This is a genomic window from Bradyrhizobium sp. USDA 4502 (assembly GCF_054063355.1).
In genome coordinates, this window is sequence record NZ_JBSSGF010000001.1 from 8,250,885 (window position 1) to 8,265,166 (window position 14,282).

Here is a 14,282-nt window from a genome sequence, read left to right on the forward strand (position 1 = left end):
CCTCAAAAGGACAAGAATTCCGGGAGACGCAAAATGGAAGGAGACGCGGCGATGCTGACGAAACCTGCCTTTCGCAAGGTAGATTGGCTCGCACGTGACATCGCGGTCGAGCGGCGCGGTGACGGCACCGTCGTCCTGAAGTCGCGGATTCCGCTCCAGGCCTACGAGACGCATATTCCGGCCTATCTCGCCAAATGGGCGGCGCAGGCGCCGGAGCGGATCTGGCTCGCGCAACGCGGTGGTCCCGACCGGCAATGGCGCAAGGTCTCCTATGGTGAAGCCAAGCGCACCGTCGATGCGCTGACGCAAGGCCTGCTCGATCTTGGCGTTGGCGACGGCCGGCCCGTCGCGATCCTCTCGGGCAATTCTATCGAGCACGCGCTGATGACGCAGGCCGCGATGCAGGCGCGGCTGCCGGCCGCGCCGGTGTCGCCGGCCTATTCGCTGATGAGCCAGGATCATCTCAAGCTCAAATACCTGTTCAACCTGATCAAGCCGGCCGTCGTGATGGTGCAGGACGGCCCGACTTTCGAGAAGGCGCTCAAAGCGATCGATCTCACCGGCATCACGGTCGTCCACGTCCTGCGTCCCTGCGAGGGCATCAGGAGCGCGGCCTTTGCCGACCTCGCGGCAACGCCGGTGACGGCTGCGGTCGGCGAGTCCATCGCGAAGATCACGCCCAAGACCGTCGGCAAGCTGCTGTTCACCTCGGGCTCGACCGGCATGCCCAAGGCCGTCATCAACACCCAGGAGATGATGTGTGCCAACGCGGCGATGATGATGCAGGTGCGCCCGCGTGAAACGGAGGGACCGATCGCGACGGTGCTCGACTGGATGCCGTGGAATCACACCATGGGCGGCAACGCCGCGTTCAATCCGGTGCTGGTCGACGGCGGCACGCTCTATATCGACGACGGCCGGCCGATGCCGGGCCAGCTCGAGGAGACCATCAGGAACCTGCGCGAGGTGTCGCCGACCTATTACGCCAACGTGCCGGCCGGCTATGCCGCGCTCGCCGCCGCGATGGAGAAGGACGAGGCGCTGTGCGCGAGCTTCTTCAAGAACCTCTCGATCATGGCCTATGGCGGCGCGCGGCTGCCCGACGATCTCTATGACCGCATGCAGGCGCTGGCGGTGAAGACCACGGGCGAGCGCATCGTGTTCTACACCGGCTGGGGCTCGACCGAGACCGCGCCGACCTCGACCGGCACCTATTGGGATACCGAGCGCGTCGGCCTGATCGGTCTGCCGTTCCCCGGCGTCGAGCTGAAGATGGTGCCGTGCGGCTCGAAATATGAATTGCGGCTGCGCGGCGTCAACGTCACGCCAGGCTATTTCGGCCAGGCGGACCTCACGGCCAAGATGTTCGACGAGGAAGGCTTCTACTGCATCGGCGATGCCGGCGTGTTCGTCGATCCCGAAGATCCGCTGCAAGGCATCATCTTTGCCGGCCGGGTGGTCGAAGATTTCAAGCTGACCACCGGCACGTTCGTGCATGTCGGCTCGCTGCGCACCGATGCGATATCAGCCGCGACGCCGGTCGTGCATGACGCGCTGGTTGCGGGGCAGGACCGTGAGTTCATCAGCCTGCTGTGCTGGCCGAACCTGCACGCCTGCCGCCAGCTCGTCGGCAATGCCGATGCCAGCTACGAGGACGTGATCCGGCATCCCGAAGTGCTTGCCTGCCTGAAGAAGGGTTTGCAGGCGCACAATGCGTCCACCACCGGCAGCAGCATGCGTATCGCGCGTGCGATGCTGATGGTCGAGCCGCCGTCGATCGACGGCAACGAGCTCACCGACAAGGGCTACATCAACCAGCGCGCCGGCCTCGAACGCCGCGCCGCACTGGTCGAGAAGCTGTATGCCGGCAAGCCCGGCGACGACGTGATCATCTTGAACTGATCCTACGAAAGCAAACGCGTCATTCCGGGGCGCGCGAAGCGTGAACCCGGAATCCAGAGGTTCCTTACGTCGAGATTCCGGGTTCGATGCTGCGCATCGCCCCGGAATGACAGCAAGAAAAAGGTAAGCGCCATGAATTTCGATTTCTCCGACGAACAGAAGCAGATGCGCGACGAGGCGCGGAAGTTCCTCAGCGAACAGTGCCCGCCGAAGGCCGTGCGCGAGGTGCTCGACGGCAAGGCGCCTTACGACAAGGCGCTGTGGAAGGGCCTCGCCGAGATGGGCTTCCTCGGCGTCGCGATCCCGGAACAGTTCGGCGGTGCGGGCGCCGGCCATCTCGAGCTCTGCGTGATCGCGGAGGAAATGGGCCGCGCGCTGGCGCCGGTGCCGTTCTCCTCCACCGTCTATCTCGCCGCCGAAGCGATCCTGATCGCAGGCAGTGACGCGCAGAAGCAGAAGTGGCTGCCAAAGATCGCCGCGGGCGAAGCCATCGGCACGCTGGCGCTGTTCGAGGGCAAGGGCAACCCGTCGCCGAAGGCGATCAAGGTGACGGCCAATGGCGGCGTGCTCAACGGCGTCAAGAAGCCGGTGCCTGATGGCGCGATCGCCGATTTCGCCGTGGTCGCCGCGCGCACCGGCTCGAGCGGACGCGAGTCCGATATCTCCCTGTTCATCGTCGACCTCAAGGCCGGCGGCGTCGAAATCAAGTCGCTGACCAACATCGACCTGACCCGCGGCCAGGCCGAATTCACCTTCAAGGATGCGAAGGCCGAGCCGCTCGGCGCTACCGGCGAGGGCTGGAGCGTCATCTCCCAGGTGCTCGATCGCGCGGCCGTGTTGACGGCGTTCGAGCAGGTCGGCGGCGCCGACCGCGCGCTGGAGATGGGCCGCGACTATGCGCTTGATCGTATTGCCTTTGGCCGGCCGATCGGCTCGTTCCAGGCGGTCAAGCACATGCTGGCCGATATGTATGTGTCGGCAACCTTGGCGCGCTCGAATTGCTACTACGGCGCCTGGGCGCTCTCGACCAATGCCGGCGAATTGCCGGAAGCCGCCGCCGCCGCGCGCATCAGCGCGACGCAGGCATTCCAGCATTGCGCCAAGAACAACATCCAGGTGCATGGCGGCATGGGCTTCACCTGGGAGTTCGACTGCCACATGTACTACCGCCGCGCCAATGCGGTGGCGCTCGGTCTCGGCAGCCTGTCCTATTGGGAAGACGCGCTGATCGACCGCATGCGCAAGAAGAACGCGGCGTAACGATACGATTCGTCATTCCGGGGCGCGCGTAGCGCGAACCCGGAATCCAGAGGTTGGGAATCGAGATTCCGGGTTCGATGCTGCGCATCGCCCCGGAATGACGGAAAGAAAGCCACCATGAATTTCGACGACACCCCGCAGGAGGCCGCATTCCGCGCCGAGGCGAAAGCCTGGATCGCGGCCAATGCACCGAAGCAACATGAGGACGAGCTGCGCAAGGCCTCGCTCGGCCGTGTTGCGCTCAAGGGCGCCAACATTCTCGAGGTCGCGAAGGCCTGGCAGAAGAAGAAGGCCGATGCCGGCTGGGCCTGCCTGCACTGGCCGAAGGAGTATGGCGGCCGCGGCTCATCGCCGATCGAGCGCGTGATCTGGCAGCAGGAGGAGGGCCCGTTCGGCCGCCTTAGCTCGATGTTCATCATCGGCCACGGCATGTGCGGCCCGACCATGATGGCGTTCGCCGGCGAGGAGCAGAAGCGCAAATATCTGCCGCCGCTTGCCTCCGGCGAGAAGATCTGGTGCCAGCTGTTCTCCGAGCCGGCCGGCGGCTCCGACGTCGCCGGCCTGCGCACCCGCGCCGAGAAGCATGGTGACGAGTGGGTGATCAACGGCCAGAAGATCTGGACCTCGGGCGCGCATTATTCCGACTACGGCATCTTGCTTACCCGCACCGACCCGACCGTGCCCAAGCACAAGGGCCTCACCATGTTCTTCCTGGACATGAAGAGCCCGGGCGTCGAGGTCAGGCCGATCAAGCAGGCGAGCGGCGCCTCCGACTTCAACGAGGTCTATTTCACCGACGTGCGCATTCCGGACTCGCAGCGGCTCGGCAATGTCAATGACGGCTGGAACGTGTCGCTGACCACGCTGATGAACGAGCGGATGTCGATCGGCGCCGGTGTCGCCACCGGCTTTCCCGAGCTGTTCGACTTCTGCACCAGCCTGATGCTGGAGGACGGCCCCGCGATCGAGAACCGCGCGGTGCGCTCCAAGCTCGCCAACTGGGCCGTGAAGGCGAGCGGGCTGAAATACACCAGCATGCGCGCGATCTCGGCGCTGTCGAAGGGCGAGCGTCCGGGACCGGAGAATTCGATCGGCAAGCTGGTCGCCGGCTCGATGATCCAGGACGTCGCGACCTACGCGCTCGATCTGCAGGGCGCGGCCGGCGCGCTGAACGGGATTGAGGATGCCGAGGTCGCCGGCAAATTCCAGGCGATGCTGCTGCGCGCGCCGGGCACCCGCGTCGAGGGTGGCACCGACGAGATCATGCGCAACATCATCGCCGAACGCGTGCTGGGCCTGCCCGGCGACATCAGGGTCGACAAGGACGTTCCCTTCAACAAGATCCCGACCAAGGGAAGAGCTTAACCGTCGTTCCGGGGCGGCGCGAAGCGGCGAACCCGGAACCTCGAGCCGCACAATAAATCTCCAGATTCCGGGTTCGATGCTGCGCATCGCCCCGGAATGACAGAACAAAGGAGCCGCCATGAATTTCGATGACACGCCGCAGGAAGCCGAGTTCCGCGCCATCGCCCGCAACTGGATCGCGGCCAATGCGCCGAAGGAGTTCGAAGAGGAGCTCTCGAAGTCGTCGCTCGGCCGTATCAGGCTCGCCAGGCACGACATGGTCGAGGTCGGCAAGGCCTGGCAGAAGAGGAAGGCCGAGGGCGGCTGGGCCTGCTTGCACTGGCCGAAGGAATATGGCGGCCGCGGCGCCACCCCGATCGAGCGCGTGATCTGGCAGCAGGAAGAGGGCGTCTACGGCAAATTGACCCAGCCGTTCCAGATCGGCGAGGGCATGTGCGGCCCGACTGTGATGGCCTGGGGCAGCGAGGATGCCAAGCGCCGCTATCTGCCGAAGCTCGCCTCCGGCGAGGAGATCTGGTGCCAGCTGTTCTCCGAGCCGTCGGCCGGCTCCGACGTCGCGGGGCTGCGCACCCGCGCCGAGAAGAAAGGCGACAATTGGGTCGTCAACGGCCAGAAGATCTGGACGTCAGGCGCGCATTACTCCGACTACGGCCTGTTGATCGCGCGCACCGATCCGAATGTCCCGAAGCACAAGGGCCTCACCATGTTCTTCCTCGACATGAAGAGCCCCGGCGTCGAGGTGCGGCCGATCAAGCAGGCCAACGGCATGCAGGAGTTCAACGAGGTCTATTTCACCGACGTCGTAATCCCGGACAGCCAGCGGTTAGGGGCGGTCGGCGAGGGCTGGAGCGTGTCGCTGACCACGCTGATGAACGAGCGCATGTCGATCGGCGCGCGGCTCGCCACCGGCGTGCCCGAGATGTTCGAGTTCTGCTCCAATTTGATGCTGGAGGACGGTCTTGCGATCGACGATCCGGCGGTGCGCTCCAGACTTGCGAGCTGGGCGGTGAAGGCGAGCGGGCTGAAATACACCAGCTACCGCGCCATCTCGGCGCTGTCGAAGGGCGAGCGACCGGGCCCGGAAAACTCGATCGGCAAGCTCGTCTCCGGCCTGATGCTGCAAGACATCGCGACCTATGCGATGGACCTCGAGGGCGCGGCGGGCAGCCTCACCGGCACCGATGAGGAGCAGGCCAACGGCCAGTTCCAGCAGATGCTGCTGTCGTCGCCCTCGATGCGCATCGCCGGCGGTACCGACGAGATCCTGCGCAACATCATCGCCGAGCGCGTGCTGGGCCTGCCCGGCGACATCCGCGTCGACAAGGACGTGCCTTACAACAAGATCCCGACCAAGGGGCGGGGTGGTTAGTCGTCATTCCGGGGCGATGCGAAGCATCGAACCCGGAATCTCGAGATTCCGGGTTCACGCTTCGCGTGCCCCGGAATGACGAAAAAAGAGGATATATCATGGACGCGAAGACACCGAACCCGCGCTACGCGACCGAGGACCGTATCGGCGCGCTCGAGGAATTGCTCAACGAGCGCTACTCGGTGCGCGCGTTCCAGCCGCGCGAGGTGCCGCGCGAGGTCATCGAGCACATTGTGTCGACTGCGCAGCGCACCGCATCCTGGTGCAACAGCCAACCTTGGCAGGTGCTGATCGTCTCCGGCGAGGCCAAGGAGCGGTTTCGCAAGGCGATCTATGCCGAGGCGTCGCGCGGCCTCGGCGAGGATTACGACTTCACGCCGCCGCGCGAATATGTCGGCGTCTATCTGGAGCGCCGCCGCGAAAGCGGTTTCCAGCTCTACAGCACGCTCGGCATCGCGCGCGGCGACAAGCCGGCCTATGCAAAACAGGCGCTGGAAAACTACAATTTCTTCGGCGCGCCGCACATTGCCGTGATCCACACCAATGAGCCGCTCGGCATCTATGGTGCGATCGACTGCGGCGGCTATGTCTCGAACTTCATGCTGGCGGCGCAGGCGCTCGGGCTCGGCACCATCCCGCAGGCGGCGATCGCGCGCCATTCCGGGCTGATCCGTCGTCATTTCAACCTGGCCGACGATCGCCGGGTTGTCTGCGGTATCTCGTTCGGCTATGCGGATCACGCGCAAAAGGTGAACAGCTACCGCACGTCGCGCGCGACCGTGGAAGATACTGTCACATTCGTTGATGTATAATTTCCTCAAGGCGGGAAGGTCGGTTCACCCTCCCGCCGAGGATAAGAAGAGCTACAAGAAGAAACGACAAGAACAACAATGGCGAATAACGCCTCCCTGACGCCGGCGGAGATCAGCTGGCAGCTGCACCGTCTGCCTGCACTCGAGCGCGACGCGTTCATCGCCGCGCATTATCTGGGACGGCCCGTTGCCTGGAAGACCCGCTTCTTCGACGCGATCGACTGGGGCGCGGGCTCGGTGCTGCAATTCAGCTTCCTGCAGCGCGGCTGGCATCGCCATTCGCGGCTCGACAATCCGATCTATGCCTATATCGACATCGAGCAACATCCGGAAACCCGCGGCCTGCGTCGCGGCCGGCGGATCGATCTTGAGGGCACGATCAAGGGCGTCGACTTCGTGACCGGGATTACGCTGACGCTGGATCGGTTCGAAATTCTGCCGGTGAATTTTTTCGACCGCTTCGTCATCAGCTCCGACAGCCGCTACTAGCAAGCAGCGAACCGCAGACTCTGCTCCACCTCGCCCTGCGCGCGGGGAGAGGTCGGAACGCATCGTTAGATGCGTTCCGGGTGAGGGGGAGTCTCAGCAAGCGCAGCTATCACCGTATGCGCGGAGACAGCCCCTCACCCCGACCCTCTCCCCGTAAGAACGGGGCGAGGGAGCGCACTGCTCCTGCGGCTCCATTCACCCAATCTCATCGCGCTTTAGCGCCCGCCATCGCGCGGCGTGGCGGCGCGTCGGCATAGCGCGCGGCCATCGCGCCCGTCAGCTCGGCCATCTTCTCGCGCAACTCTAACGGCGCGACCACTTCGGCCTCGGCGCCGAGCCGCAGCAGCTCGGTCGCTGCATGCCACACCGTCTTGCCGACCGGCATGGTGGCGAGCCGCCAGCCGTCGGCGTCGGTGCCATCAGTGAGCTGCATCCGCGCCTTCACGTAAGGGTGGGCCAGCGCATCGAACAGTTTCAGCCCGAGCGGCGACAGCCGCACCGTGGCCTCGTTCGGATGCAGCTCGGCCTCCAGCCGCTCGATCGAGGCGCGCCAATAGGCGGCGAGGTCGAACTCCGCCGGCCGCGCGAACGGCGTCTCCAGCGCGGTGCAATCCAGTACGCGCGCGACGCGGTAGGTGCGCACATTGCCGTCGACGAGGCCGGCGAGGTACCAGCTGCCGCCCTTCAGCACGAGGCCAAGCGGCGCCACGCGCCGCCGCTTTTCGGCTTTCCAGCTCTGGTAGCGGATCTCGAGCATGGTCTCGCGCAGCACGGCGCCGGCGATGGCGCGCAGATGCTCCGGCTCCTCGGTCTCGCCGAACCAGCCGGGCGCGTCGAGATGGAAGCGCTGCTGCATCCCTCGCGCGTTGGGCCGCAGGTTCTCCGGCAGCGCCGCCATCAGCTTGGTCTGCGCCGCCACCATCGCGGCATCGAGGCCAAGCGCGGCGGCGGGCCCCGGAAGTCCGGCCATGAACAGCGCCTCGGCCTCGCCCTGCGACAGGCCGTTCAACCGCACCCGATAGCCGTCGAGCAGGCGATAGCCGCCCTCGGCGCCACGGTCGGCGTAAACCGGAACGCCGGCGGCCGCGAGCGCGTCGATGTCGCGATAGATCGTGCGCACCGAGACCTCGCAGGCTTCCGCCAGCTCAGGCGCGGTGACCTGGCCCCGCGCCTGCAGGGTGGTGAGGATGGAAAACAGCCGGCTCGCGCGCATGGCCGGATCATACCTGACACAAGATGTCAGGTATAGGCGGGCATAACGGGGCCATGCCCCGACGGCGCAAGGAGACCCGCCATGACCACCGCTGCCCCCACCGACCGCGTCACGCTGTATTATTCGCCGCAGAGCCGCGCCACCGGCACCCGCGTGCTGCTGGAGGAGCTCGGCGCGCCGTATGACCTGCAGGTCCTGAACATGAAGGCGGGCGAGCAGCGCAAGGACGCCTATCTCGCCATCAATCCGCTCGGCAAGGTGCCGGCGATCCGCCACGGCGACGCGCTGATCACCGAGCAGGTCGCGATCTTCATCTATCTCGCCGATCTGTTTCCGCAGGCCGGCCTGACGCCGGCGCTGAACGACCCGCGCCGCGGCCCGTATCTGCGCTGGATCGCCTATTACGGCTCATCGTTCGAGCCGGCCGTGATCGACCATTTCATGAAGCGCGAGCCCGCGCCGATCACGCAGTCGCCCTATGCCGATTACGACACCATGCTGGGCGCGCTGGAATCGCAGCTGGCAAAGGGGCCCTATCTGCTCGGCGAAGAGATCACGGCGGCTGACATCCTCTGGGGCATCGCGCTCAGCTGGACCATGATGTTCGGCATCGTGCCGAAAAGGGACGTGTTTGTTCGCTATACCGAGAGCATCGCCGCGCGCCCGGCTTTCCAGCGGATATCGAAGGCCGATGACGAGATGGCGGCGCAGCATGCAGCAGTCGCCGGAGTGTGATACGGATCGGGCCGATGGCGAAAGTCCTGCACAGCACCAACTGCTTCAACACCCTGATCCACGTCGCGGAGGACTGCCCGGCGCAGCGCGGCGAGGAGCCGCAGCTGCGCGGCGGCCAGCCGACGGTCGCCGTGCTGCAATACCGGATGATCGCGGGCGCGCCCTACAAGTACACCTCTGACGATGTGGTTTTCGCGACGTCGGCGGCCGGCCGTGCGCTCGATGCGAGAGCGGCGAAGAAGGCGCACAGCCTCGCCCGCGAGACGTTCTTCTCGCGCGGCCAGGCCTGCATGCGCGCCTCGCCGCTCGGCAAGCGTTTCGGCTGGGGTGTCCATGCCGACGCCGAGGGGCGCATCGCGCTCTACGCCGTCGACAGCAAGCGCTACCAGGCACTCGCCGCGGATCCTGACATCGCGCAGGTCCGTGCGATGCGGTCGAAGCGGGCGTGAAGAGGCACTGCTCTCATCCTCCCCTGGAGGGGGAGGATCGGTTCGCATGCAATGCGAACCGAGGTGGGGTGATCTCTCCACTCGGGCACCGTTCGTGCTGAGAGATCACCCCACCCCGTCTCACATTCCGCTGCGCTCCATGTGACCCGACCCTCCCCCTCCAGGGGAGGGTGAAGGGAGTGTGCCGTGCGACCAATCGCTAAAACCGCGGCGCCCGCTTCTCGGCGAAGGCCTTGATGCCTTCCTTGATCTCGTCGCCGCGCATGCTGTCGCGGTGACGGGCGTCGGCGGCGGCCTCGTCGAGCTCGCCGCGGGCGAATTCGTTGATTGCGCGCTTCATGCCGGCCATCGCCTTGGGCGCGTTGCCCGCCAAAATCGTCGCGAGCTTGTCGACTTCCTCGTCGAGCAGGTCGAGCGATACCATCGCGGTGAGGTAGCCGATCCGCAGCATCTCGGGCGCCGATATCTTCTGCGCGGTCAGGAACAGCATCCTGGCGTTATCGACGCCGAGCCGCGTGACATAGCGCTGGATGCCGCTCTTGTAATAGTGCAGCCCGAGCCGCGCCGCCGGCATGAACATCTCGGCGGTATCGACGCCGATGCGGAAGTCGCAGGCGAGCGCGAGGTCGGTCGAGCCGCCATAGACCCCGCCATTGAGCCGGCAGATCGTCGGCACGCTGAGATCCTCGAGGCGGTTGACCACGACCTCGAACGCCGAGCCCGCGCTCTGCTGCTCGCTGGCGCTCACCGCGCGCTCGGCGACGGAGTTGAGGTCGTAGCCGGCGGAGAACGCGCGGCCGGTTCCGGTCAGCACCAGCACGCGGATCGCGGGATCGGCCTCGATCCGGTCGAACAATGTCAGCAGCTCGCCGAGATCCTCGGCCTGCAGGCGGTTGAGGTGCTTCGGCCGGTTGAGGCGGATCGTTGCGCGCGCGCCCGCGATTTCGAGCACGGGTCCGCTGGCGGTGTCGGCCGCGTCAGCCATCTTGGTCTCCATCATTATTGATTCTCACGTTCGCGCCGCTTGGCCTCGGCGTCGATGGTCTCGGCGAGATCGGGATGCCTTGCCATCAACAGGCGGAAATCGACCAGGTCAAGCACCAACAACCTGGTCACCTTGCTGGTCGAGACGCTGGCGCCGCGCTTGGTGTTGCCGAGCAACGCCATCTCGCCGAAGAACTCGCCTTCGCCAAGCTTCACCTTGCGCCCGGGCAGGTCGACCTCGACCTCGCCGGCGGCGACGAAATACATGCAGTCGCCATTGGTGTCCTTGCGGATGATCATGGTGCGCGGCGGCAGGTCCATGGTCCGCAGCATTTGGGTGACGTCGGCGATCGCGGCCGGGCCGAGATGCGCGAAGAACGGCACCTTGCTGACGGTCTCCCAGGTTCGCAAGAAATTGTCGCGGCGGGTTTCGGCGGCAAAACCGGTCGCCAGGATACCGGTCCACAGCCCGAACACGCCGAGGCCCGAGATCATCACCATGGCGGCGACCACGCGGCCGAGCGGGGTGATCGGCACCACGTCGCCGTAGCCGGTCGTGGTCAGCGTCACCACCGCCCACCACAGCGCCGCCGGCACGCTGCCGAAGGTCTGCGGCTGGACGTCCCGCTCCAGGAAATATTCCGCAACGGAGGCCAGGAACACCACCATCAGGAAGATCACGAGCACGCTGAGCAGCGGCCCGGATTCCACGACCAGCACGCGCCGGAGCTGGCGCAGGCCGGGAATGCCCGGCACCACCTTGAGCACCCAGAGCACGCCGAGCAGCCAGGCGGTTTTCGGCTCGACTCCGGACAGCAAGGCCACCGGCACGGCCAGCGCGCCGATCGCGTCGACCACGCCGGCGCTGGACAGCGCGTAGAACCAGAATTTGCCCTGCCGGCCCATGTGGCGCAGCCGCACCAGCCATTCGAATACGAAATAGGCAAGGCAGGCCCACAGCAGCGCATCCACCCAGCGCGGCGCCGCGTCATGGGCCGGCGCGACCGTCAGCAGCGTCATCATGGCGACACCGGCCGCGACGGCGACATAGGCCGCCGTGGTCATGTTGCGGCCGGCGGTGGCGGAAACGAAGCGCGTCAAGGCCGGAAGGACGAGCCGCTTGGACATCGGTACGGAGCTTGCCTGTCGATGAATTGCTGGAATTGAGGCCCTGCGAACGGCAGAGCCGATGTCACAACGTGCCTCTCCCGGTTGAGGCCGTCAACGCGCAGGCCATGGCGGGATGCTCGCGGCGGAAGACCCATCAGTTGGACGAAAGGCCTAACCATGTTGGCCCGATTTTGCGCCCGCGAATGTGAGAAATCGGACAAAACGTCGCTTTTTCCCCGTATATCAGGGATGCTGGTTCGCCGATGCGACCTTGGCCGGAATGAAGCGACTAATAAGGCGATCTTATTCACTTCTTGAGAAATTGGTTGGTTTCCGATGGATACCTCACATCTCGCGGAGCACGCCGGCGCCGCCGGCAGTTTCTTCGCATCGATCTTCGTGGTTGCCACGCTGTCGATGCGGACCATGATCCCGTTGCGCGTCTTCGCCATCCTGACCAACATCATCCTGATCGCGACCGCCGTCCCGACCCACAATTACGCGACGCTGATCCTGCATGCCGTGCTGCTGCCGGTGAACACCTATCGGCTGCACCAGATGCTGCAACTGGTCCGCAACGTGAAGAAATCGGTCAACAGCGATCTGTCGATGGAATGGCTGAAGCCGTTCACGACGGAACGCAAATGCACCGCGGGCGAAGTCCTGTTCTACAAGGACGAGAAGGCCGACAGCATGTTCTACATTGTCAGTGGCCGCTTCCGCCTGGTCGAATCCGGCATCGAGCTGCCGGTCGGCGCCCTAGTCGGCGAGTTCGGCATGCTGTCGCCGTCGAACACGCGAACCCAGACGCTGGAGTGCGTCGAGACCGGCATGGTGCTGTCGGTGACCTATGACCAGGTCGAGCAGCTCTACGTCCAGAACCCGGCGTTCGGCTTCTACTTCCTGCGCCTCGCCAGCGCCCGCCTGTTCCAGAATATCTCGACGCTCGAGCAGCAGCTCGCGCAGCACGCCACCCCACAGGTCGCGGAGCCCAAACCTGCATGAGCCCCGTGACGAGTTCTGGAGGCGCCGCAGTGGCGGATGACGACGGTCTCCTGGCTTCGCTCCGTTACCTCTTTGCCGATATCATCGGCGATGAGGACGAGGGGCCGCCGGTGCTGCCCGACGCCTGCCCGGACCATCTCGGGCCGGCCGTCACCAAGGCCATCGATCTGTTGATCGCCTATCAGAGCACGAGCTACGCACAGCTCTATATCGACCGGCTCAAGCGCTTCGTCGGCCGCCGCGGCGTCGACGACGCCCTGCTTGCCGAGATCGGCCGCCTGATGGCGGAGCGCATGGCGTATGAGGACGCGATCCGCATCGCGCAGCTCAAGCTTGGCGAAGTCAGTGCGGCGGGCGGCCTTGCGGCGCGCTCGGCCGACGACGTCAAGAAGTTTCGCCTGGACGAGTTGATCGACGCCCTGCCGGCCGTGGTCGCCGATCCGGTGCTCGGCGTGCTGGATCAGTTCGGCTGGCGGCGTCGCCGGGTCTCGATTCGCTTCAGCGCCAACAACCGCTTCAGCGTTCGCCGGCTCAGGATCGAGGCGGGCCTGAAGCGCTGGCGGCTGTTCTCGGGACGCTATGCCAGGGAGCGCGTCTGGGTCGAGCGCTGGCTGCACATGATCGACCGCAGCCTGACCAAGCAGCCGGGCGCCGCCCCGGCGGTCGTGCAGACCGCGACCATGATCCAGGGTTACGGCGATCCCTACCGCCAGGGCATCGCGGACTGGCACGTGATCATCGACGGGCTCGCCAAGCCGACCTTCGACGGCGTGCTCGTGCTCCCCGACCTTGCCGGCGCCATTGCGGAAGCGCGCGCAGCCACCATGCCCGATCCGCGGCAGGCAGCGCTGAAGCGCAAGATCGCGGAGATCCGCGCCCGGGCGCCGGGAGTTGAGTCGCATTGAACGAGATGTCAGTGCTGGACCCGTCATCCTGAGGTGCGAGCCTTGCGGCGCACTTGCGCCGCTGGGCGAGCCTCGAAGGATGCACGGCCACAGGCGGGCCGTCGATCCTTCGAGACGCGCGTTCCGCGCTCCTCAGGATGACGGTGACGGGCTCGAGTGCGTTGCATTCCCGCTCTCTACCGCTTGATGTGCGGCGGCTCGTCGTAGCCGCGGCGGCTGGAATAGAACAACAGGCCCATCAGGCCGATGCAGACCGCGGCCAGAAGCGCAATGCCGATCGTGAACACCACGATGCCATAGGTCGGCACCGGAGCGTCCACAGTCAGACCTTCATAGGCGTAGACGCCGACGGCGGCCAAAAAGGCCAGCAGGCCGATGCTGATTGCAATGCGCATGCGTAGCTGCCTCTGCTGAGGGCCGAGGGCAACAGGGCACTTGCGCCGGTTTTCACGCCGCGGCGGTAGCCTTGGCCAGCGCCTGCCGTCCGGCTTCGGTCAGCTCGGAAAGCGTCGTCCTGCCGCTCTTGGCGCATTTGATGATGTATCTGGCAACGCGGCGGCGGGTGTCATGTTCCTCGCCGTGAGCTGCGTCTGCGCAAACGCGATCAAGCGCAGCGTTCATGGCGAAGAGCGTGCGTGAGTCAAACCGTTCCTCGATCATCGCAGCTCTCCTTTGCGACTCGCG

At 65.6% G+C, this 14,282-nt stretch carries 15 protein-coding genes; 10 read left to right on the forward strand and 5 right to left on the reverse strand.

Annotated features, from left to right (window positions below):
• The first annotated feature begins 33 nt into the window (after window positions 1-33).
• From ACVW1B_RS38355 to ACVW1B_RS38380, 6 genes are all read left to right on the forward strand, one after another.
• Window positions 34-1,902, forward strand: a complete 1,869-nt coding sequence (locus ACVW1B_RS38355; protein ID WP_253604934.1) for an AMP-binding protein — start codon at window positions 34-36, stop codon at window positions 1,900-1,902.
• A 132-nt stretch (window positions 1,903-2,034) separates the two neighbouring features.
• Window positions 2,035-3,162: an acyl-CoA dehydrogenase family protein gene (locus ACVW1B_RS38360; protein ID WP_253604932.1), complete on the forward strand. Its 1,128-nt coding sequence runs from the start codon at window positions 2,035-2,037 to the stop codon at window positions 3,160-3,162.
• 117 nt (window positions 3,163-3,279) lie between these two features.
• Window positions 3,280-4,527: an acyl-CoA dehydrogenase gene (locus ACVW1B_RS38365; RefSeq protein WP_253604930.1), complete on the forward strand. Its 1,248-nt coding sequence runs from the start codon at window positions 3,280-3,282 to the stop codon at window positions 4,525-4,527.
• A 118-nt stretch (window positions 4,528-4,645) separates the two neighbouring features.
• Entirely contained in the window at window positions 4,646-5,896 is a 1,251-nt protein-coding gene (locus ACVW1B_RS38370; RefSeq protein ID WP_253604928.1) for an acyl-CoA dehydrogenase, read from the forward strand.
• Between the two features lie 98 nt (window positions 5,897-5,994).
• Window positions 5,995-6,708 carry a nitroreductase gene (locus ACVW1B_RS38375; RefSeq protein ID WP_253604926.1) on the forward strand — a complete coding sequence of 238 codons (714 nt, stop codon included), beginning with the start codon at window positions 5,995-5,997 and terminating at the stop codon, window positions 6,706-6,708.
• Between the two features lie 78 nt (window positions 6,709-6,786).
• Complete coding sequence (locus ACVW1B_RS38380; protein WP_253604924.1) at window positions 6,787-7,197, forward strand: hypothetical protein; 411 nt, start codon at window positions 6,787-6,789, stop codon at window positions 7,195-7,197.
• Window positions 7,198-7,402: 205 nt separating this feature from the next.
• On the opposite strand, the gene ACVW1B_RS38385 is transcribed toward ACVW1B_RS38380, so the two are convergent.
• Window positions 7,403-8,410: a helix-turn-helix transcriptional regulator gene (locus tag ACVW1B_RS38385; protein ID WP_456822844.1), complete on the reverse strand. Its 1,008-nt coding sequence runs from the start codon at window positions 8,408-8,410 to the stop codon at window positions 7,403-7,405.
• A gap of 81 nt (window positions 8,411-8,491) precedes the next feature.
• Between ACVW1B_RS38385 and ACVW1B_RS38390 the strand changes: the two genes are divergently transcribed.
• Window positions 8,492-9,145, forward strand: coding sequence for a glutathione S-transferase family protein (locus tag ACVW1B_RS38390; protein ID WP_253604921.1), 654 nt, complete (start codon window positions 8,492-8,494; stop codon window positions 9,143-9,145).
• A 14-nt stretch (window positions 9,146-9,159) separates the two neighbouring features.
• Complete coding sequence (locus ACVW1B_RS38395; protein ID WP_253604919.1) at window positions 9,160-9,594, forward strand: DUF6157 family protein; 435 nt, start codon at window positions 9,160-9,162, stop codon at window positions 9,592-9,594.
• A 199-nt stretch (window positions 9,595-9,793) separates the two neighbouring features.
• On the opposite strand, the gene ACVW1B_RS38400 is transcribed toward ACVW1B_RS38395, so the two are convergent.
• Window positions 9,794-10,579, reverse strand: a complete 786-nt coding sequence (locus tag ACVW1B_RS38400; RefSeq protein ID WP_253604917.1) for an enoyl-CoA hydratase/isomerase family protein — start codon at window positions 10,577-10,579, stop codon at window positions 9,794-9,796.
• A 14-nt stretch (window positions 10,580-10,593) separates the two neighbouring features.
• A complete protein-coding gene (locus tag ACVW1B_RS38405; protein WP_057016272.1) occupies window positions 10,594-11,706 on the reverse strand; it encodes a cyclic nucleotide-gated ion channel in 1,113 nt (370 codons plus the stop codon).
• A 318-nt stretch (window positions 11,707-12,024) separates the two neighbouring features.
• Between ACVW1B_RS38405 and ACVW1B_RS38410 the strand changes: the two genes are divergently transcribed.
• Together ACVW1B_RS38410 and ACVW1B_RS38415 are read left to right on the forward strand one after the other, a co-directional pair.
• Window positions 12,025-12,693, forward strand: coding sequence for a Crp/Fnr family transcriptional regulator (locus ACVW1B_RS38410; protein ID WP_016847460.1), 669 nt, complete (start codon window positions 12,025-12,027; stop codon window positions 12,691-12,693).
• A gap of 29 nt (window positions 12,694-12,722) precedes the next feature.
• Window positions 12,723-13,598, forward strand: a complete 876-nt coding sequence (locus tag ACVW1B_RS38415) for a DUF6537 domain-containing protein (RefSeq protein ID WP_253604915.1) — start codon at window positions 12,723-12,725, stop codon at window positions 13,596-13,598.
• A gap of 176 nt (window positions 13,599-13,774) precedes the next feature.
• Here ACVW1B_RS38415 and ACVW1B_RS38420 read toward each other — a convergent pair whose 3' ends face one another.
• On the reverse strand, window positions 13,775-13,993 hold the full coding sequence (locus ACVW1B_RS38420) for a hypothetical protein (RefSeq protein WP_253604913.1): 219 nt from the start codon (window positions 13,991-13,993) through the stop codon (window positions 13,775-13,777).
• 52 nt (window positions 13,994-14,045) lie between these two features.
• A complete protein-coding gene (locus ACVW1B_RS38425) occupies window positions 14,046-14,258 on the reverse strand; it encodes a hypothetical protein (protein ID WP_225160892.1) in 213 nt (70 codons plus the stop codon).
• Window positions 14,259-14,282: the final 24 nt, after the last annotated feature.

What these genes read in the sequence shown, in the direction of transcription:
- ACVW1B_RS38355 (WP_253604934.1), top strand. Translation starts at nt 34, where the DNA reads ATGGAAGGAGACGCGGCGATGCTGACGAAACCTGCCTTTCGCAAGGTA.
- ACVW1B_RS38360 (WP_253604932.1), top strand. Translation starts at nt 2,035, where the DNA reads ATGAATTTCGATTTCTCCGACGAACAGAAGCAGATGCGCGACGAGGCG.
- ACVW1B_RS38365 (WP_253604930.1), top strand. Translation starts at nt 3,280, where the DNA reads ATGAATTTCGACGACACCCCGCAGGAGGCCGCATTCCGCGCCGAGGCG.
- ACVW1B_RS38370 (WP_253604928.1), top strand. Translation starts at nt 4,646, where the DNA reads ATGAATTTCGATGACACGCCGCAGGAAGCCGAGTTCCGCGCCATCGCC.
- ACVW1B_RS38375 (WP_253604926.1), top strand. Translation starts at nt 5,995, where the DNA reads ATGGACGCGAAGACACCGAACCCGCGCTACGCGACCGAGGACCGTATC.
- ACVW1B_RS38380 (WP_253604924.1), top strand. Translation starts at nt 6,787, where the DNA reads ATGGCGAATAACGCCTCCCTGACGCCGGCGGAGATCAGCTGGCAGCTG.
- ACVW1B_RS38385 (WP_456822844.1), bottom strand. Translation starts at nt 8,410, where the DNA reads ATGCGCGCGAGCCGGCTGTTTTCCATCCTCACCACCCTGCAGGCGCGG.
- ACVW1B_RS38390 (WP_253604921.1), top strand. Translation starts at nt 8,492, where the DNA reads ATGACCACCGCTGCCCCCACCGACCGCGTCACGCTGTATTATTCGCCG.
- ACVW1B_RS38395 (WP_253604919.1), top strand. Translation starts at nt 9,160, where the DNA reads ATGGCGAAAGTCCTGCACAGCACCAACTGCTTCAACACCCTGATCCAC.
- ACVW1B_RS38400 (WP_253604917.1), bottom strand. Translation starts at nt 10,579, where the DNA reads ATGGCTGACGCGGCCGACACCGCCAGCGGACCCGTGCTCGAAATCGCG.
- ACVW1B_RS38405 (WP_057016272.1), bottom strand. Translation starts at nt 11,706, where the DNA reads ATGTCCAAGCGGCTCGTCCTTCCGGCCTTGACGCGCTTCGTTTCCGCC.
- ACVW1B_RS38410 (WP_016847460.1), top strand. Translation starts at nt 12,025, where the DNA reads ATGGATACCTCACATCTCGCGGAGCACGCCGGCGCCGCCGGCAGTTTC.
- ACVW1B_RS38420 (WP_253604913.1), bottom strand. Translation starts at nt 13,993, where the DNA reads ATGCGCATTGCAATCAGCATCGGCCTGCTGGCCTTTTTGGCCGCCGTC.
- ACVW1B_RS38425 (WP_225160892.1), bottom strand. Translation starts at nt 14,258, where the DNA reads ATGATCGAGGAACGGTTTGACTCACGCACGCTCTTCGCCATGAACGCT.